This window comes from Micromonospora sp. NBC_01655 (assembly GCF_026339755.1).
Classification (GTDB): Bacteria; Actinomycetota; Actinomycetes; order Mycobacteriales; family Micromonosporaceae; genus Micromonospora.
The window spans coordinates 4481017-4498305 of record NZ_JAPEQF010000001.1; the positions used below are offsets into that span (position 1 = coordinate 4481017).

At 73.9% G+C, this 17289-nt stretch carries 11 protein-coding genes; 5 read left to right on the forward strand and 6 right to left on the reverse strand.

Annotation, left to right across the window (positions count from 1 at the left end; translation table 11 throughout):
* Nucleotides 1-165: 165 nt before the first annotated feature.
* Both OOK41_RS20425 and OOK41_RS32105 read right to left on the reverse strand, forming a co-directional pair.
* The gene (locus OOK41_RS20425; protein WP_266266340.1) at nucleotides 166-1287 is read right to left on the reverse strand and encodes a PLP-dependent aminotransferase family protein; all 1122 of its coding nucleotides are present in this window, start codon (nucleotides 1285-1287) and stop codon (nucleotides 166-168) included.
* Between the two features lie 66 nt (nucleotides 1288-1353).
* Nucleotides 1354-1419 (reverse strand): hypothetical protein, encoded by a 66-nt coding sequence (locus OOK41_RS32105; protein WP_353962218.1) that lies wholly within the window; start codon nucleotides 1417-1419, stop codon nucleotides 1354-1356.
* Nucleotides 1420-1463: 44 nt separating this feature from the next.
* Here OOK41_RS32105 and OOK41_RS20430 point away from each other — a divergent pair, with 44 nt between their 5' ends.
* The 5 genes from OOK41_RS20430 to OOK41_RS20450 all read left to right on the forward strand — a co-directional run bounded on the left by OOK41_RS20430 (nucleotide 1464) and on the right by OOK41_RS20450 (nucleotide 6202).
* Entirely contained in the window at nucleotides 1464-1901 is a 438-nt protein-coding gene (locus OOK41_RS20430) for a DMT family transporter (protein ID WP_353962219.1), read from the forward strand.
* Between the two features lie 127 nt (nucleotides 1902-2028).
* Nucleotides 2029-2448, forward strand: a complete 420-nt coding sequence (locus OOK41_RS20435) for a VOC family protein (RefSeq protein WP_117667338.1) — start codon at nucleotides 2029-2031, stop codon at nucleotides 2446-2448.
* 366 nt (nucleotides 2449-2814) lie between these two features.
* A complete protein-coding gene (locus OOK41_RS20440; protein ID WP_266266343.1) occupies nucleotides 2815-3339 on the forward strand; it encodes a PadR family transcriptional regulator in 525 nt (174 codons plus the stop codon).
* Nucleotides 3336-4007, forward strand: coding sequence for an ABC transporter ATP-binding protein (locus OOK41_RS20445; protein ID WP_266266344.1), 672 nt, complete (start codon nucleotides 3336-3338; stop codon nucleotides 4005-4007). The genes OOK41_RS20440 and OOK41_RS20445 overlap by 4 nt, the downstream gene beginning before the upstream one ends.
* On the forward strand, nucleotides 4004-6202 hold the full coding sequence (locus OOK41_RS20450; RefSeq protein WP_266266345.1) for an FtsX-like permease family protein: 2199 nt from the start codon (nucleotides 4004-4006) through the stop codon (nucleotides 6200-6202). Before OOK41_RS20445 ends, OOK41_RS20450 begins: the two co-directional genes overlap by 4 nt.
* A gap of 172 nt (nucleotides 6203-6374) precedes the next feature.
* On the opposite strand, the gene OOK41_RS20455 is transcribed toward OOK41_RS20450, so the two are convergent.
* From OOK41_RS20455 to OOK41_RS20470, 4 genes are all read right to left on the reverse strand, one after another.
* Nucleotides 6375-6773, reverse strand: coding sequence for a hypothetical protein (locus OOK41_RS20455; RefSeq protein WP_243639330.1), 399 nt, complete (start codon nucleotides 6771-6773; stop codon nucleotides 6375-6377).
* Between the two features lie 319 nt (nucleotides 6774-7092).
* Nucleotides 7093-8385, reverse strand: a complete 1293-nt coding sequence (locus OOK41_RS20460; RefSeq protein WP_266266346.1) for a phosphotransferase — start codon at nucleotides 8383-8385, stop codon at nucleotides 7093-7095.
* Nucleotides 8382-14045 (reverse strand): non-ribosomal peptide synthetase/MFS transporter, encoded by a 5664-nt coding sequence (locus OOK41_RS20465; protein ID WP_266266347.1) that lies wholly within the window; start codon nucleotides 14043-14045, stop codon nucleotides 8382-8384. The genes OOK41_RS20460 and OOK41_RS20465 overlap by 4 nt, the downstream gene beginning before the upstream one ends.
* Nucleotides 14046-14051: 6 nt before the next feature.
* A complete protein-coding gene (locus OOK41_RS20470) occupies nucleotides 14052-17213 on the reverse strand; it encodes an amino acid adenylation domain-containing protein (protein ID WP_266266348.1) in 3162 nt (1053 codons plus the stop codon).
* Nucleotides 17214-17289: the final 76 nt, after the last annotated feature.

A 17289-nucleotide genomic window follows, 5' to 3' on the forward strand; every position in this document is an offset into this window, starting at 1 on the left:
CATCCAACGCTCGACGGGAAAAGATACCGGAGGCTAGCCCACCCGGACGACAAGAACGGAGCCGCCGGCCCGCCACGCGGGACAGCCCAGGAGATCCGGGATCCATCACGATCAGTGACGAAACCGTCGAGTGGCTGTCCCCACAGCCAGCACCGGGACGAGCGGCTAGGAACGTGCCGCGCCCCGCCGGAGGGCGCGGCCGAGGCGGTCGACGGCCTCGTCCATGAGTTCGGCTGGGGCGGCGGCGTAGGTGAGGCGCAGATGCGGGGCCGGGGGTTCGGCGGCGTGCCACGGACGGCCGGGGAAGACGATGACACCCTCCGCAGCCGCAGCGGCGGCCAGCGCGACGTCGTCGGTGCCGTCGGGCAGGCGGCTCCACAGGTGCAGACCGCCACGCGGGACCGCCGGTGGGACGAGTTCCGGCAGCTGCCGGCGCAGCGCGGTCAGCAACGCCTCGCGCCGGGTGCGTAGCGCGGTGCGCAGGGCACGGCGGTGACGCGCCCAGGCGGGAGCGGTGACGAACTCGAGCGTGGCCTGTTGCAGCGGGCCGGCCACGAAGAAGTCGTCGAGCAGTCGGGCCGCCCGCAGCCGGGCGCCGGCCGGGCCACGGCCGCCGATCGCGGCGACCCGCAGCCCGGGAGCGGCGGATTTGGTCAGCGAACGCAGGTAGACGACATGCCCGTCGGGGTCGTCGGCGGCCAGCGGTGGCGGGGCCTCGCCGTCGATGGTGAGGTCGCGGGCGTAGTCGTCCTCGATCAGGAACGCCCCGGAGTGGCGGACGACCCCGACGACTTCGGCCCGGCGGTGACCCGCCAGGGTCGCGCCGTGCGGGTTGGCGTGCAGCGGCTGACAGTAGAACAATCGCGCGCCGGTACGGGCGAACGCCGCGGCAAGCTGGTCGGGGAGTACGCCGTCGGCGTCGGCGGGCACCGGCACCACCCGCAGTCCCGCGGCTCGGGCTGCGGCCAGCGCGCCGAGGTAGGTCGGCGACTCGACGAGCACGGTGTCCCCGGGCGCGGTGAGCCCGCGCAGCGCGGACGACAGCGCGGCCTGCCCGCCGGGACAGATCACCATGTCCTCGGCGCGCAGCCCGCCCCCGGACTCGCGGGCGAACCAGGCGCGCAGGTCCTCGCGGCCCTCGACGGGCCCACGCTGCCAGGCGGCGGGCTGCCGGGCGGCCCGGGTGAGCGCGGCGCCGAGCGCGGCGGCCGGCTGCAGATCCGCGTCCAGGTAGCCGCCGGACAACGCGATCGCTCCAGCAGGAGGTAACGCCAGTAGCGCCTGCATCTCCTCCTCCCCCGCCGGGCGGGGGCCGAGCGCCACGGTCTGCCACGACAGGTCGGGTGCGCGCCGCTAGTCCGGCCGGGCGGCCACGAAGGTGCCCCTGCCGGATCGCGCCTCGATCAGGCCCTGGGCCACCAGCTGCCGGATCGCGCGGCGCGCTGTCGGCCGCCGATCTGTTCCTGCTCGCGGCGGTCGTGCTGTGCGGCCTGGGGTACGCCGAGGGCGGCGCGCTCGCCCGCGAGTTGGGCGGTGCCCGCACCATCTGTTGGGCGTTGCTGCTGTCGCTGCCCGTCACCGTGCCCAGCACTGTGCTGTCCGCCGCGACCCGTCCCCCACACGCCGATCCCGCCGCCTGGTTGGCCTTCGGCTACCTCACCGCGGTCTCCATGTTCCTGGGCTTCTTCGCCTGGTACGCGGGCCTGGCCCGGGGCGGTATCGCGCAGGTCGGCCAGATCCAGCTCGCCCAGCCGGTGCTCACCCTCGTCTGGTCGGTGCTGCTGCTCGGCGAGACTGTCACCCCCGCCTCGATCGGGGCGGCGCTGGTGGTGCTGGCCTGCGTCGTGCTGATCCAGCGCATCCGCGACAGCGCTCCGGCACCCGCCGTCCGACGGTCCTGACCCTGCCCGCCCCCGCCCGTCTCACCGGCGACCTCGGCACCGCGACCGCCTGGCCGGAACGCTCTCCCGCCCCGTACCATCCACCCTTACAGCTCGGCGGGCACGACGGTTACGAAAGGTGTGAGACGTGGTGGTAGCTGGCTTCTCAGGGATTCACCACATCGCGCTCAACGTGTGCGACCTCGACGCCTCGGTGCGCTGGTACGGCGATGTCCTGGGCTTCTCGCTGCTGTTTCCCTGGGACACCGACAGCTTCGACCGGCGGCTCATGCGTCACCCGAGCGGGGTCGTCATCGGGTTGACGACGCACAAGCACGCGGATGCGGGCACGGGGTTCAACGAACGTCGCACGGGGCTCGACCACCTGGCGTTCGCCGTGCCGACCCGGGCCGAGTTGGAGACGTGGGCCTCCCGGCTGACCGATGCCGGCGTCGCGCACTCCGGGATCACGGTCACCCCGGCGACGGGCTTCACGCTGATCGCGTTCCGTGACCCGGACAACATCCAGCTCGAGATGTACCTCGCGGAGGATGCCCCGGATCGCTGACCGGGCACGCCTGGTCGCGTCGTGGGCGGACAGCCCGGCGACCGGGGCCACTCGTTCGACCTGTCCGGCCACCGGTCGCCCAGGTCGCCGAGCGCTGTTCCGCGCCCGGTCGGCCGACCCGCGCGGCGTGCTGTCGGCCGCCCAGTTCCATCCGGAGAAGTCGGCCAACAGCGGCGGAGTCCGTCCGACCTCGACGGACGGTTGAACCCGGCCTCCGGCCGGCCCGACGCCCACACCCATGCCTCGCGGCCGTGGGCCGATCACCGGCCGTGACCCGGTCGGGCGGCCTGCCAGCAACGTCCCACGGAGCATCCGCACACACCCCGGGTACACACGCGGGGTATACACCCGGTGTATGGTCCCGGCATGAGTGTTCCCCTGACCCTTCTCGGCTTGCTCGAACGCGAGCCCAGCCACGGCTACGACCTCAAGCGCGACTACGACAACTTCTTCAGCCGGGGCAAGCCGCTGCCGTTCGGCCAGGTCTACTCGACCCTCGGCCGCCTCGCCCGCGACGGCAAGATCGTGATGACCGAGGTCGAGCCGGGCGTAGGCCCCGAGCGCAAGCGCTACGTCATCACCGAACGGGGCGCGACCGACGTCGAGTCGTGGCTGACCGAGCCGGTCAGGGCCGAGCCCAACCTGCAGACGGTGCTGTTCACCAAGGTCGTGCTGGCGCTCATGCTCGGCCGCCCCGCCGAGGAGTACCTCGACATCCAGCGCGCCGCGCACCTGCGGCGGATGCAGGAGCTCACCGAGACCAAACGCAGCGGCAACCTGGTCGACGTCATGCTGGCCGACCATGGCCTGTTCCATCTGGAAGCCGACCTGCACTGGATCGACACGACGGTCGCCCGGCTGGACGCCCTCGGAAAGGTGGTGCGGGGGTGAAGGCGACCGAGGCACGAGACGTCGTCCTGTCCTTCGGCGAGACCCCGGCACTGCGGGGCGCCAGCGTCTCGGTGGCCCCGGGCGAGATCGTCGCCATCATGGGGCCGAGCGGCTCCGGGAAGTCCACCCTGCTGCACTGCCTGGCCGGGATCCTGGTGCCGAACGCCGGCGAGATCCACTTCGACGGCCGCCGGATCGACACCCTGGACGAGAACCAGCGCAGCGCCCTGCGCCGGGACTGCTTCGGGTTCGTGTTCCAGTTCGGACAGCTCGTGCCGGAGCTGACCGCGGAGGAGAACGTCGCGCTGCCGCTGCTGCTCGGCGGTGTCAAGAGGACGGCGGCGCTCAAGCAGGCGCGGCCCTGGTTCGAGCGGCTCGGCCTCGCCGGGCTGGAGCGGCGCCGGTCCGGTGAGCTGTCCGGCGGGCAGGCGCAACGCGTCGCCCTGGCCCGCGGCCTGGTCGCCCGGCCGGGGGCGCTGTTCGCCGACGAGCCGACCGGGGCGCTCGACTCGCTGACCGGCGAACAGGTCATGGACCTCTTGGTCGTCTCGGCCCGCGAGCAAGGAACGACCGTCGTCCTCGTCACCCACGACGCCCGCGTGGCCGCGTACGCCGACCGCCAGGTCATCGTGCGCGACGGCAAGGTGAACGCGCTGGTGCGGTCATGATCCGGTTCGGTCTGCGGCTGTCCCTGTCCGGGGGCCGGGAGGCCGCCACCCGGCTCGTCGTCATCGCCACCGCGGTGGCACTCGGCGTCGGCATGCTCCTGACGACACTCGCCGGAATGAACGCGGTCGGCACGCAGAACCAGCGGTACGCCTGGCTCAACACCTCCGTCGCCGGGGCCTCCTCCGACGCGTCCGTCGACCCGATGTGGTGGCTGATCCGGGAGGACTACTACCACGGCCAGTCCATCGGCCGGGTCGAGGTCGCGGCGCTCGGCCCGCACTCGCCCGTCCCGCCGGGCATCCCGCAGTTGCCCGGGCCGGGCGAGTACTACGTCTCACCCGCCCTCGGCGAGCTACTGCGGACCACCCCGGCCGCGGAACTCAGCGACCGCCTCCCCGGCCGCGAGATCGGCGTCATCGGCCGGTCGGGGCTGCCCTCCCCCGAGTCCCTGCTTGTCGTCATCGGGCGAACCCCGGCCGAGCTGGAGCAACTGGGAGCCCAGCAGGTCACGGAGATCATGACCACCTCCCCGAGCGACTGCAGCAACGGCTGCTACGTCGGGCTCAACGCGGCTGCCATGACGCTCGTCCTTTCCGTCGTGGCGGCCTCGCTGCTCTTCCCGGTGCTCATCTTCATCGGCACCGCGACCCGCCTCGCCGCCACCCGCCGGGAGCAGCGCTTCGCCGCGATGCGGCTGATCGGTGCGACGCCGCGGCAGATCTCGGTGATCTCGGCGGTCGAGGCGGCGCTCGCCGCCGCCGCCGGGACCGCTGCCGGGTTTGCCCTGTTCTTCGCGTTCCGGCCCGGGCTCGCCGCCATCCCGTTCACCGGCGAGCCGTTCTACGCCGCCGACCTGTCGCTCGGTGTCGTCGACGTGCTGCTGGTCGCGTTCGGCATCCCGGCCGGTGCGGTGCTGGCCTCCTGGCTGGCGCTGCGCAGGGTACAGATCTCACCGCTCGGCGTGAGCCGGCGCGTGACGCCTCGCCCGCCGCGCGCGTGGCGGCTGATCCCGCTGATCGCCGGGCTCGCCGAGCTGACCTACTTCATCGGCCGGCGGCCCGACAGCACCAATGGCCAGCTCACCGCGTATCTCTCCGGATTCGTGCTGATCCTGATCGGGCTGCTGCTGGCGGGGCCGTGGCTGACCATGGTCGGTGCGCGGGTGCTGGCCGACCGGGGGAGCCGGCCCGCCACGCTCATCGCCGGCCGGCGGCTGGCCGACAACCCGCAGGCGGGGTTCCGGTCCGTCAGCGGGCTGATCGTGGCGCTGTTCGTGACCAGCGTGGCGACCGGGGCGATCACCACGTTCGTCGCCAACCACGGCGAACCGCGCGCCGATTCCGTGGCCGCGACGTCGCTGTCGAAGGTCTTCTGGCCGCAGGACGGACCGGCCCCGGCCGTCGAGCAGATCCCGGCCGGGCTGTCGGCGATCCCTGGGGTGCGTAGCGTGACCCTCGTGCACCTCAACCCCGACCGGGACGGGTGGCATGGCGTGATCACCTGCGCCGAACTCGCCCGCCTGGCGGTGTTCGGCAGTTGCCCCACCGGCGCGCAGGTCGCGGCCGTGCCGGCTGATCTCATCGGCAGGCGCGCGTTCGGCCTGACCGGCGACGAGTACGTCTGGGACGCCGCCAGCGCCGCGCCGACCGAGGTGGACCGGCAGCCGATCCTGTCGGTGGTCGTCGACACGACCAGCCCTTCCGCGTTCGAACAGGCCCGCACGATGCTGATCGACGCGCTTCCGCTGGGACGTTTCCCGGCCAGCGTCGGCGAGTGGGAGGCCGACTCCGCGCGGCAGCTTACGCAGTTCCAGCAGTTGGCCAACGTGGTCATGCTGGCCAGCCTGCCGATCGCGGGTTGCAGCCTGGCGGTGAGCGTGGCCGGCGGACTCACCGATCGGAAACGGCCGTTCGGCATGCTGCGGCTCACCGGGGTGCAGCTACGCACACTGCGCCGAGTGGTTGCCCTGGAGACCGTCGTACCGCTGCTCGTCGTCGCGGCGGTGGCGACCGGGATGGGGTTCCTGGCCGCGCATCTTTTCCTGCGGGCGCAACTGGGCTACACATTGCTGCCGCCGCGCCCGTCGTTCTACCTCATGGTCGCCGGCGGGCTGACGGTGTCGCTGGGCATCATCGCCTCGACGCTGCCGCAGCTGCGCCGGATCACCGGTCCGGAGGCGGCCCGGAACGAGTGAGCCCCGGCGCCGGCAGACCTGCGCGCGGCCCTGGCCCAGATACACCAGCCGTCCCGCAGGTCTGCCGTGCCGTGGCTTGCCTTCGCCCGATCCGCGGCTCGAAGCAGGGCCTTCCGCATCGGCGCCGATCGGCCGAAGTGGCGGAGGCCCCGTCAGCGGGACCGAGCCCGGGTCAACAGCCCTGTCGCCCGCTGCTGATCAGGTACCGGGAGCCCTGCCAGTCGATGTAGCCGACCGCGGCGACGCAGTGGTTCGCGGTGTTGGTGACACCTCGCGGTCCCGCGTAGTAGGCGTAGTTGCCGAGGTCCTCGCTGGAACTGGCCGCCACGGTGCACGGCTGCCCCTCGCCGGACTGTTCCGTGCATCGGTACGCGCGTACGTAGGTCGGCGCGGCAACGCCGTACGCGGCACCCTTGTGGTAGAAGCACGCGCTGTTCGTGCCGCCGTTGGAGGTGTTGTAGAAGATCGTCAACTCGCCTGGGCCGTAGGTCTCGCTGTAGCTGACGGTCCCGGAGCACGAGACGGCGGCCTGCGAGGGTGACGACGTGGTGACGACGAATACGCCGCTCATGGTCACCATGGCCAGTAGGAGTGCGAAAACCCTGCGGACGTGACGCAAGACCTGATCCCTTCGTTGCGCTTGCCGGCTGAGGCGAAGCTCGCGGACGGACAAGGCGATGTCGAGCCTGCCTGTGGAGGATCAGCGACGCTGACCGGAGACCCACTCCGGCCAGGCTGGTGAATGATCGGATTCAAACGATCACGCTTGACACCTGACCGATCGAACATCACCTATGGTGCGAAGTCTGCCAAAAGTCGGCTCTCGGGTCGATACCGGGCAGCTGTCGAATCAACGACAGCCACTGCCTACGCCACCGCCGGCCCACCGGTCACTGCGGGCCCGGCCAGCCGGTGAGCTGCCCATCCCGGCCCGCGAACGCGTCCCGGACCCGGCGGGCCCAGCGGAAGGCCATCGGCAGGTAGTCGAACTCGTACGCCGGCCCCATCCGCTCGGCCAGGTCGGCGAACTTGACCAGCTCGAACAGAGCGGCGACCGGCCGGGCCACCCGCCACGCCTCCAGCAGCACGCCCGGGGGCGCGAACCGCCGCCAGCCCTCCAGATAGGCCGCGACGTGCCTGCGGGCGTCGGCCTCGCCAACGGCGTGCAGCCAGCCGCCGAGGTCGAGCAGCGGGTGGGACACGGCGGCGAAGCTCCAGTCGAACAGCAGCGGGCCGGCCGGCCGGCTGGCCGCGTTGTGCTGGTGGAAGTCCCCGTGCACCAGGCTCAGCGGCAGGTCGACGTCGTCCAGTTCGGCGCACCGGTCCTGCAACCACATCCCGACGCGGGTGAGCTGGCCCCGGTCCGGCGCCCCGGACGGCTGCCACAGCTCCGCGCGCCGCAGCAGCGCCGGCACCCGGCCGGCCAGGTCGTCGAGCGTGACCGTCGGACAGCCCAGCTCGCGCAGCGGCCCGGTCCGATCGACCGTGCCGACCTGGATGCGGGCCAGCATCCGCAGGGCACTGGCGGCGTCGCGCACCGGCGGCTGGGCGCCGAAGTCCGCGCTGAGCCACCAGCCGTGGTCGGGCGAGTGGGCCAGCACCTCGGGGACGGCGTCGGGCCAGGACCGGGCCAGGTGGCCGACGAGCTGCGGCTCGTGCGCCAGGTGCGGCAGTCCCGCCTTGAGGAACACCCGGCCGGCGGAGGTCGGGGCACAGAGCACGCACGATGTCGTCCAGTGCCGGATCTGGGCGACCGGCCCCGTCCGCCGTTCCCCCCGCTGCGCCAGGACGGCGTCGATCCAGTCGACCGCGCCGGCGTACCAGCCCGGCCGGAACCACGGCGGTCGCGTCCCGGGCGCGGGCCGGTCGAGCCAATCCCGCACGGTGCCGGCGCCGAACGCGCGGGCGTCGAACCAGGCGTACCCGCCGGTCGGCTCCCCGCCCAGCGGCTCGGCCACGAACACCGTCGCGTCGAGCGGGTCGAGCAGGGCCACCGCGACCCCGGTGGCGGCGGCCACCGCCGCCGGGAGCTGGCTGCTCGGCGGCGGCCAGGAGGAGGCCAGCCGCAGCCGGGGCAGGGCGGGACCGGCGCCGGCGCGCCGGCCGAGGATCCGCGCCCGGTCTGCCGAGGCGACGATCACCTCCACCTCGACCGGCCCGGCCGCCGCGTCGGTGGCGGTCACGGTCGTTCCCCGGCACTGCCGCTCGACGCCCTCGGCCGAGACGGGAGCACCGGCCCGGCCGGCGCGGGGCTGCGCCGGTCGTGCAGCGACTGCACGCCGACGAGGTCGTCGGGGATGGCGTCGGGCGCCTCGGTGTCGAACCGGGCGATCGCGTCGATCCGGGACGCCACCAGGACGAGCACGACGATGGCGAGCCCGGCCAGCACGTAGACCAGCGCAATGCCCCGTCCCTCGCCCACCCCGACCACGGCGCCGGCGGTCGAGGCGAGCGCCCCGCCGGGCATCAGCCTCGGCCCGAAGAACGCCGTCGCGGCCGGGGCCAGCACGGCGAAGCCGAGCGGCAGCGTCGACCAGGAGATCATCTGGTTGAGGGCGGCGGCCCTGCCGTGGTACCGCTGCGGGATCTTCACCTGCACGATCGCCCGGTAGATGCCGGTGGTCAGGGTCAGCCCGGCGGCGATCCCGCAGGCGCCGGCCGCCACCAGCAGCAGGTCCGGGCGCAGGCCGACCAGGATGCAGGACAGCGCCATGACGAGCATGGACAGCAGCACGCCCCGCATCGGCCGGCGGGCGGGCCCGCCCCAGACGGCCACCACCAGGCCGGCCACGGTGGCGCCGAGCCCGGAGACGAACGACACCCGGGCCACGTCGCCCAACGTGCCGAAGGACAACACCAGCGGGCTGGTCAGGATCAGCGGCGGGGCCAGGAAGACGTTCAGCACCAGGAAGAAGATCAGCATCGCGCGCAGGTGCCGGTGGCCCCAGGAGAACCGGAAGCCGTTGGCGATCTCGGCGAGCAGCGGCTCGCGCCGGTGCCAGCCCAGCATCGCCGGCCAGCGGATCAGCGCGGTGACCGCGATGGCGAAGGTGTAGCTGACGATGTCGAGCACCAGGATGCCGTCCAGGCCGATGGTGGCCAGCATCCCGGCCGCGAGCAGCGGTACGAACAGGGTGCCGAAGCCGTTGACCATCTCGACCACGCCGATGGCGTGCCGCAGGAACCGCTTCGGCACGAGTTGCGGCACGGACGCGACGTAGGCCAGGCGCTGGAACGCGGTCGCCACCGACAGCCCGACCATCAGGCTGTAGAGGTGCCAGGTCTGGAGCGTGTCGGTCCACAGCAGGACGCCGAGCGCGAGCTGGAGGGCCCAGGCCGCGATGTCGCCGCCGAGCAGCACCGCGCGGCGGTGGGACCGGTCCACGACCGCGCCGGCCAGCGGCGCGACCACCAGGCCCGGCACCAGGCCCAGCGTGACGAAGAGGGCGAGCTGGGCGACCGACCCGGTGTTGAGGTAGATCCAGATCGGGATGGCCCAGGCGGTGAACGCCGAGCCGATCAGGGAGACCAACTGGCCACTGGCCACGCCGAGGAACCGGCGCATGCTCGGCTCGGCCGGCCGGCGCCGGGCCGCGGCCGGCGCGGGGGTCCGGCCCGCCGGGTCGGCGGGGTCCGCGGGGGCGACGCGGTCGGCGCGGTGCACGCCGTGCAGCCACCAGTCGCTGTCCGGGCCCCGGCGGGCCAGGGTCAGCGCCGCGCCGTCGTCCTCGGCGAGGGCCGGGTGGGTGGCGGTGACGATCTCGGCCAGCTCGGCGGCCCGGTACCGGTTGAAGTAGTGGCCGCCCTCGTCGAGGAGCACCAGCGCGCACGTGTCGGACAGGAAGTCCCACTCGCGGAAGCGCTCCTCGTAGTAGTCGGTCGCCGGGTCCTGCTCGCCGGCGACCGAGATCACCGGAGCGTTGATCTTGGTGATGCGCCGGTCCAGCAGCCCGCTGTAGTAGTCCTCCGCGCTGCGCGTGTCGTGCCGCATGTTGCGGATGATCCGGTTGACCTCGTCGAGGCCGAGTTCCTCGATGTCGACGCCCCGGCCGACGAGCCGGTTGATGAAGGTGCGGTTGCTGCGCAACGCCTCCATCTCGGCCAGCCGGGACATCCGTTCCAGGAGTCCCCGGGGGCGGGCGAACGGGAAGATGCCGCCGACGTACACGGCGTCGATCACCCGGCCGGCGGCCTCCAGCCGGCGGGCCACCTCGACCACGAGCGCGCTGCCGATGCCGCAGTGCCCGTAGAGGACCAGCGGCCCCGTCACGTCGCGGAGGATCTCGGCGACGCAGCCGTCGACCAGGTCGGCGAACTCGGTCGTGTCCTGCGACCCGCCGGCCTCCTGCCCGTGGATGGCCACCGAGTACAGCCGGTGGCCGGCCGGCATCGCCTCGGACAGCGCCTGGTAGACCGCCGCGCTGCCGCCGCCGTACGGGACGCAGACCAGCGACGACACCAGGTCACCGGCCGGTATCGGCCGGGTCAGCTCGTGCAGCAGCCGGGCCGGCGCGGCCTCGCCGGCCGGCTCGTCGAGCAGCCGGGCGAGTTCGCGGACCGTCCGGCAGCGGAACAGGTCCATCAGGGAGATCGCGCCGCTGCCGCCGTCGGCCTCGACGCCGCGCCGGATCCGGGTGACGGCCTGGGTGGCCAGCAGCGAGTGCCCGCCGATCAGGAAGAAGTCGTCGTCGATGCCGACCCGCTCGACGGTCAGCAGCTCGGCCCAGATCCCGGCGATCAGCCGCTCGTGCGGGGTGCGCGGCTCGGCGAACTCGTGCTCCGCCTGCCAACCCGCGTCCGGGTCCGGCAGCGCGCGGTGGTCCAGCTTACCGTTCGGGGTGAGCGGCAACGCGTCGAGCAGCACGAACGCCGCCGGCACCATGTAGTCGGCGAGGCTGTGCCCGATGTGGTCACGCAGCCCGGCGGCGGTCGGCCGGTCGCCGTCGGCGGCCGGCACGACGTAGGCGACCAGCCGCCGGTCGCCGCCGGCGTCCTCGTCGACCAGCACCGCCGCCGTGCCCACGGCCGGGTGGCTGCGCAGGTCCGCCTCGATCTCGCCGAGTTCGATCCGGTACCCGCGGATCTTGACCTGCCGGTCGACCCGGCCCAGGTACTCCAGCGTCCCGTCGGCCAGCCAGCGCACCCGGTCCCCGGTGCGGTACATCCGGGCGCCGGGCGTCCCGCTGAACGGCTCGGGCAGGAACCGCTCGGCGGTCAGCCCCGCCCGGTTGAGGTAGCCGCGGGCCAGGCCGGCGCCGGCGACGTACAGCTCGCCGGGGACCCCGGCCGGCACCGGGTTGAGGTGCCGGTCCAACACGTAGCCGCGCAGGTCGTCGAGGGTGCGGCCGATCGGCGAGGAGACCTTGCGGCGGACGTCGGCGCGGCGCAGGCGCTGGGCGGTGACGTGCACGGTCGTCTCGGTGATGCCGTACATGTTGACCAACGCCGGCCGGTCGTCGCCGTACTGGTTGAGCCAGTGCCGCAGCTCGCGCACGTGCAGCGCGTCGCCGCCGAAGACGATGGTGCGCACGTCGAGGTCGGCGAAGGACCGGTCGGTCTCGGTGAGGGTTGCGCGCAGCCCCCGGAACGCGGCCGGGGTCTGGTTGAGCACGGTCACCCGCTGCTCGGCCAGGACGTCCAGCAGCCGCTCCTGGTCGCGTACGGCGTCGGCGGGGACGACGACCAGCCGGCCGCCGTAGGCCAGCGCGCCCCACATCTCCCAGACGGAGAAGTCGAAGGCGTACGAGTGCAGCATCGCCCAGACGTCGGTGTCGTCGAAGTCGAAGTGCTCCTCGGTGGCGGTGAGCAGCCGCACCACCTGGCGGTGTTCGACCAGCACCCCCTTCGGAGTGCCGGTGGAGCCGGAGGTGTAGATGACGTACGCGAGGTGGCCGGGGCCAGCCGCCGGTGCCGGGTCGTCGGCCGGTCCCCCGGTGGCCGTTTCGGCGGGCGGCTCGTCGTCGTCCAGGCAGATCACCCGCGCCCCGTGGCCCGGCAGCCGGTCGCGCAGCTCGCGTTCGGTGATCAGGATCGACGCCCCGGTGTCGGCGAGGATGAACTCCAGGCGTTCCCGGGGGTAGGCGAGGTTCAGCGGTACGTAGGCGCCGCCGGCCTTGAGCACGCCGAGGATCGCCTCGACGGTCGCCACATTGGGTTGCAGGTGCAGGGCGACCAGGGTGTCCGGACCCACCCCGAGGCCGCGCAGCCGGTGCGCCAGCCGGTCGGCCCGCCGGTCGAGTTCGCCGTAGGTGACCCGGGTCGAGTCGCAGACCAGCGCGACGGCGTCCGGCCGGCGGGTCGCCTGCGCCTCGAACAGCCCGTGCAGGGTGTGCTCGACCGGGTGGCGCGCGGCGCCCGCCGACCACTCGCCGACGACGAGCGTCCGCTCGTCGTCGGTGAGCAGGTCCAGGTCCCGCAGCGGGGCGTCCGGGCGGGCGGTCACCGCGCGCAGCAGCTGCGTCAGGTGCCGGCTCATCCCCTCGACCGTGGCGGCGTCGAACAGCGCCACGTTGTAGGTGAACTCGCACCACAGCCGGCCGTCGCCGGTCTGCACGGCGAGCAGTTCCAGGTCGAACCGGGTGGCCGACAGGTCGAGGACCTCCCACCGGGCGGCCGGGCCGTCCCGGCCGGCCCCGGCGGCGTGGTCGCGCATCTGGTAGTTCTGCAGGGCGAAGGTGACCTGGAACAGCGGGGAGCGGCTGACGTCCCGGGGCACGCCCAGCTCCGCGACGATCTGCTCGAACTGCACCTCCTGGTGGGTGAGCCCGTCAAGGACCGCCTGCCGGGTCCGGGTGAGCAGGCCGCCGAACGACTCGGCGTCGTCCAGCCGGGCCCGCATCGGCAGCATGTTGACGAACATGCCGACCAGGCCCTCCAGCTCCGGGTGGTTGCGCCCGGCGACCGGGGAGCCGACGGCGAAGTCGTCCTGCTCGCTGTAGCGGGCCAGGAGCAGCTGGTAGGCCGCCAGCAGGGTCATGTAGAGCGTCGCGTCGCGGCGGCGGGCCAGCTCCGTGAGGGCACCGGTCAGCTCCGCGTCGACCTCGAACCGGTGCGTCGCGCCGTCGAAGCGCTGGGTCGGCGGCCGGGACCGGTCGGTGGGCAGCTCCAGGGCGGGTACGCCGGCGAGGTGCCCTGTCCAGTGGTCCAGCCCCCGCCCGGCCCCGTCGTGGTGGCGCTGCCAGTGGGCGTAGTCGCCGTACTGCACGGGCAGCGGCGGCCAGGTCGGGGCGGTCCCGGCCCGGCGGGCCCGGTACGCGGTCAGCAGGTCGCCGACCAGCACGTCGATGGACCACCCGTCGCTGACGATGTGGTGGGTCTCCAGGGACAGCAGGTGGGCCTGCGCGCCGTACCGGATCAGCCGGGCCCGGACCAGCGGCCCGGCGGCCAGGTCGAAGGGGCTGGCCGCGTCGGCACGGGCGAGGTCCAGGGCCTGCTGGCGGGCGTCGGCGGGGTCCTCGGCGGTCACCTCGGCGAGCTGGAGCGGCACGGCGAGCGTGGCGGCGACGGCGACGGACGGCTCGCCGTCCGCGACCGGCGGGAAGCTCATCCGCAGGCTCTCGTGCCGGGCGGCCACGTCGTCCAGGGCGGCCCGCAGGGTCGCCGGGTCCAGCTCGCCGTCCAGCCACACCCCCACCGAGACGTGGTACGCGGTGGCGCCGGCGCCGAGCTGCTCGACGAACCAGAGCCGTTCCTGCGCGTACGACAGCACGTGGGGTTCGTCCGGCGGCCGGGCCGTGACCCGGGGGCCGGAGTCCGCGCGGGGGCGCAGCATCCGTTCTAGCAGGGCCTGCTTGGTCGCGGAGAGCCGGACGTCCCGGGTGGCCGAGTCCGGTGCAAGGGACATGCGTGGTTACCTCTCGCGGGCGGTGAGCAACTCGGCGGCCTCGTCGTCGGTGAGCTGGTCGAGCCGGGCGACGAGCCGCCGCTCGACCTCGGCGGCGAGCCCGGCCACGGTGGGATGGGCGAACAGGACGTGGATCGGCAGGTCCAGGTCGAGCGCGTCGGCCAGCCGGGCCGTGACCCGGCCGGCCAGCAGGGAGTGTCCGCCCTGGTCGAAGAAGTTGGCGTGCACGTCGCCGGAGCCGGTGCCGAGCACCTCCGCCCAGACGGCGGCGACCATCTCCTCCGCGCCGGTGCGCGGCGGTGTGGGCGCGGCCTGCGCAGACGCCTGGTCGGCGGGCGCGGGCAGGGCGGCGGCGTCCAGCTTCCCGCTGGGCATCATCGGCAGCGCGGGCAGGCCGATCAGGACGGTCGGGACGAGGTGGCCGGGCAGGGTCGCGCGCAGGGCCGGCCGCAGGGCGTCCGGTTCGACGTCGCCCACGACGTACCCGACGAGGCGTTGCCCGCCGCGCGGGTCGGTACGCACCACGACGGCGGCCTCCCGCACCCCCGGCTGGGCCCGCAGCGCGGTCTCGATCTCGCCGAGTTCCACCCGGGCGCCGTTGACCTTCACCTGGCGGTCGAGGCGTTCCAGGAACTCCAGGGTGCCGTCGGTGCGCCAGCGGCAGCGGTCGCCGGTGCGGTAGAGGCGGGAGCCGGGCGGGCCGAACCGGTCCGGGACGAAGGCCGCCGCCGTCTCGGCCGGGCGACGCAGGTAGCCCCTGCCGAGCGGGACGCCCGCGATGTGCAGGTGTCCGGGCACCCCGACCGGGGTGGGCTCGCCGCGCTCGTCGAGCACGTGCAGCGCGGCGCCGTCCATGGGGACGCCGATCGGCACCGGGCCGGTGACGCGGTCGCCGGGCGGCACGGTGTGGGCGGAGACGGCGATGGTGGTCTCGGTGGGGCCGTACAGGTTGTGCAGCGGCACCGGGAGGACGGCGGCGAGGTCGGCGGCCAGGTCACCGGTGAGCTGCTCGCCGATGCAGGTGACCTGGCGCAGGTGCCGGCAGGCGGCCAGGCCCGGCTCGGCGACCAGGTGCTGCAGCACGGTGGGCACGCAGGACAGGAGGGTGACCTGCTCCCGGCGCACGGCGTCCAGCAGGGCGGGGGCGTCCAGCGCGCCGTCGGGCGGCGCGATCACCAGGGTCGCGCCGGCGACGAGCGCCGGGAATACCTCCTGCCCGAACACGTCGAAGCTGGGCGAGGCGAGGACCAGCAGGCGGTCCGCCGGGGTGATGCCGAGCCGCTGGACGAACCAGGTGGCGTGCGCGGCGAGCGACCGGTGCTCGATCATCGCCCCCTTGGGCCGGCCGGTCGAGCCGGAGGTGTGGATGACGTACGCCAGGTCGCCCGGCGCGGGTGCGACCGTGCCGGCGTCGTCCGGCCGCTGGTCCGCGGCGTCGGCGTCGGGGTCGTCCACGCAGATCGTGGTGTACGGCCCCGGCGGCAGGGTCTCCCGCAGGCCGGTCGCGGTGACGACCACGGACGCGGCCGAGTCGGCCACCAGGTAGGCCAGCCGCTGCGGCGGGTAGGCCGGGTCCAGCGGTACGTAGGCCGCGCCGGAGCGGAGCACGGCCAGCATGGCCACCACCACGTCGGCGGACCGGGGCAGGGCGACGCCGACCAGGTGTTCCGGGCCGACCCCGGCGCGGCGCAGCCGGGCCGCCAGCCGGGCGGCCCGGCGGTCCAGCTCGGCGTAGCTGAGCGAGATGGCGCCGTCGCGCAGGGCGACCGCCGCCGGGCACCGGACGGCCTGGGCCCGGACCAGGTCGACGACGGTCGGGCCGCCGTCGGGCCGGGCCGCCGGGCCGGCCGTGCTCCAGCCGGCCAGCAGCAGCCGTTCCGTCTCGTCCAGCAGCGGCAGCGCGGACAGCGCGGTGTCGGGCCCGGCCAGGGCGCCGCGCAGCAGGCACAGGTAGCGGCGCACCAGACGCTCGGCGGTGCCGGCGTCGAACAGGTCCGAGCGGTACTCCAGCCGCCCCCTGGTCTCGTTGACCTCCAGCAGCAGTTCCTCGTGCGCCGTGCCGTTGCTGGTGTCCAGGTCCACCTTGCCCAGGTAGTTGAACCCGAGCTGGTAGAGCGGCTGCACCCCGGGCGTGCGGGGCGGTGAGAGCGCCTCGACCAGCCGGGGCAGGGGCAGTCCCTGGTGCTCCCAGGCGGCCAGCATGGTGTCCCGGACCCGCTCGACGAGCCGGCCGAAACTCGGGTCGCCGGACACGTCGATCCGCAGCACCAGGGTGTTGACGAACATGCCGATGATCGGCACGAGTTCCGGGCGGTCCCGGCCGGCCACGGGCAGCCCGACGAGCACGGCCGGGTCGCCGGAGAGCCGGTGCAGCAACGCCGCGTAGCCGGCGAGCAGGACCATCGCCGGGCTCGCCGCGTGCTGGCGGCCGAGCCCGCCGAGCGCCGTACGCAGCTCCTCGGGGACCGCGAAGACGATCTCCGCGCCCGGACGGCCGGGCCCGGCGGTACGCGGGTGGTCGGTGGGCACCGCGTGCACGAGCGGCGCCCCGGCCAGTCGGTCCCGCCAGTAGGCGAGGTCGGCGTCGCCCGCGCCGGTGCGGAGCTGTTCGCTCTGCCAGGCGGCGTAGTCGGCGTACTGGATCTCCAGCTCGGGCAGCCGGGCCGGCCGGCCCTCCAGGGCCGCCTGGCACAGCTCCCGCAGCTCGGTGTCGAACACGGGTACCGAGTTGCCGTCGAAGATCGAGTGGTGGGCGACGAGCAGCAGCCCGCTGTGTTCCGGCAACCGGATCAGCCGGGCCCGCCACAGCGGGGCCCGGTCGAGCGGGAACGGCTCCGCAAGGTCCGCCGCCTCCGTCTCGGCCAGCCGGCGGGCCCGCTCCTGCGGGGGCAGGTCGGCGACGTCCAGGTGGGCCAGTTCGACGGGGACCTCGGCGTGCACGACCTGGGTCAGCGCGCCGTCGCGCAGCCGCAGCGCGGTACGCAGCGGCTCGTGCCGCCGGACCAGTTCGGCCAGCGCGGCGTGCACGATGCCGGCGTCCACCCGCGCCGGGAGCCGGGCGTAGCCCCGCAGGTTGTAGGCGGCGGCCTCCGTGTCGACCTGGCTGGCCAGCCAGATCCATTCCTGGGCCGAGGACGCCGGAAAGGTGTACTCGCCGGATCCCTGCACCGCTTCCTCCCCCGCACCAGACATCGCCGCTGCCGGTGGCATCGGTAACTGGCGATGCTAGTGGAGTTCAACCAAC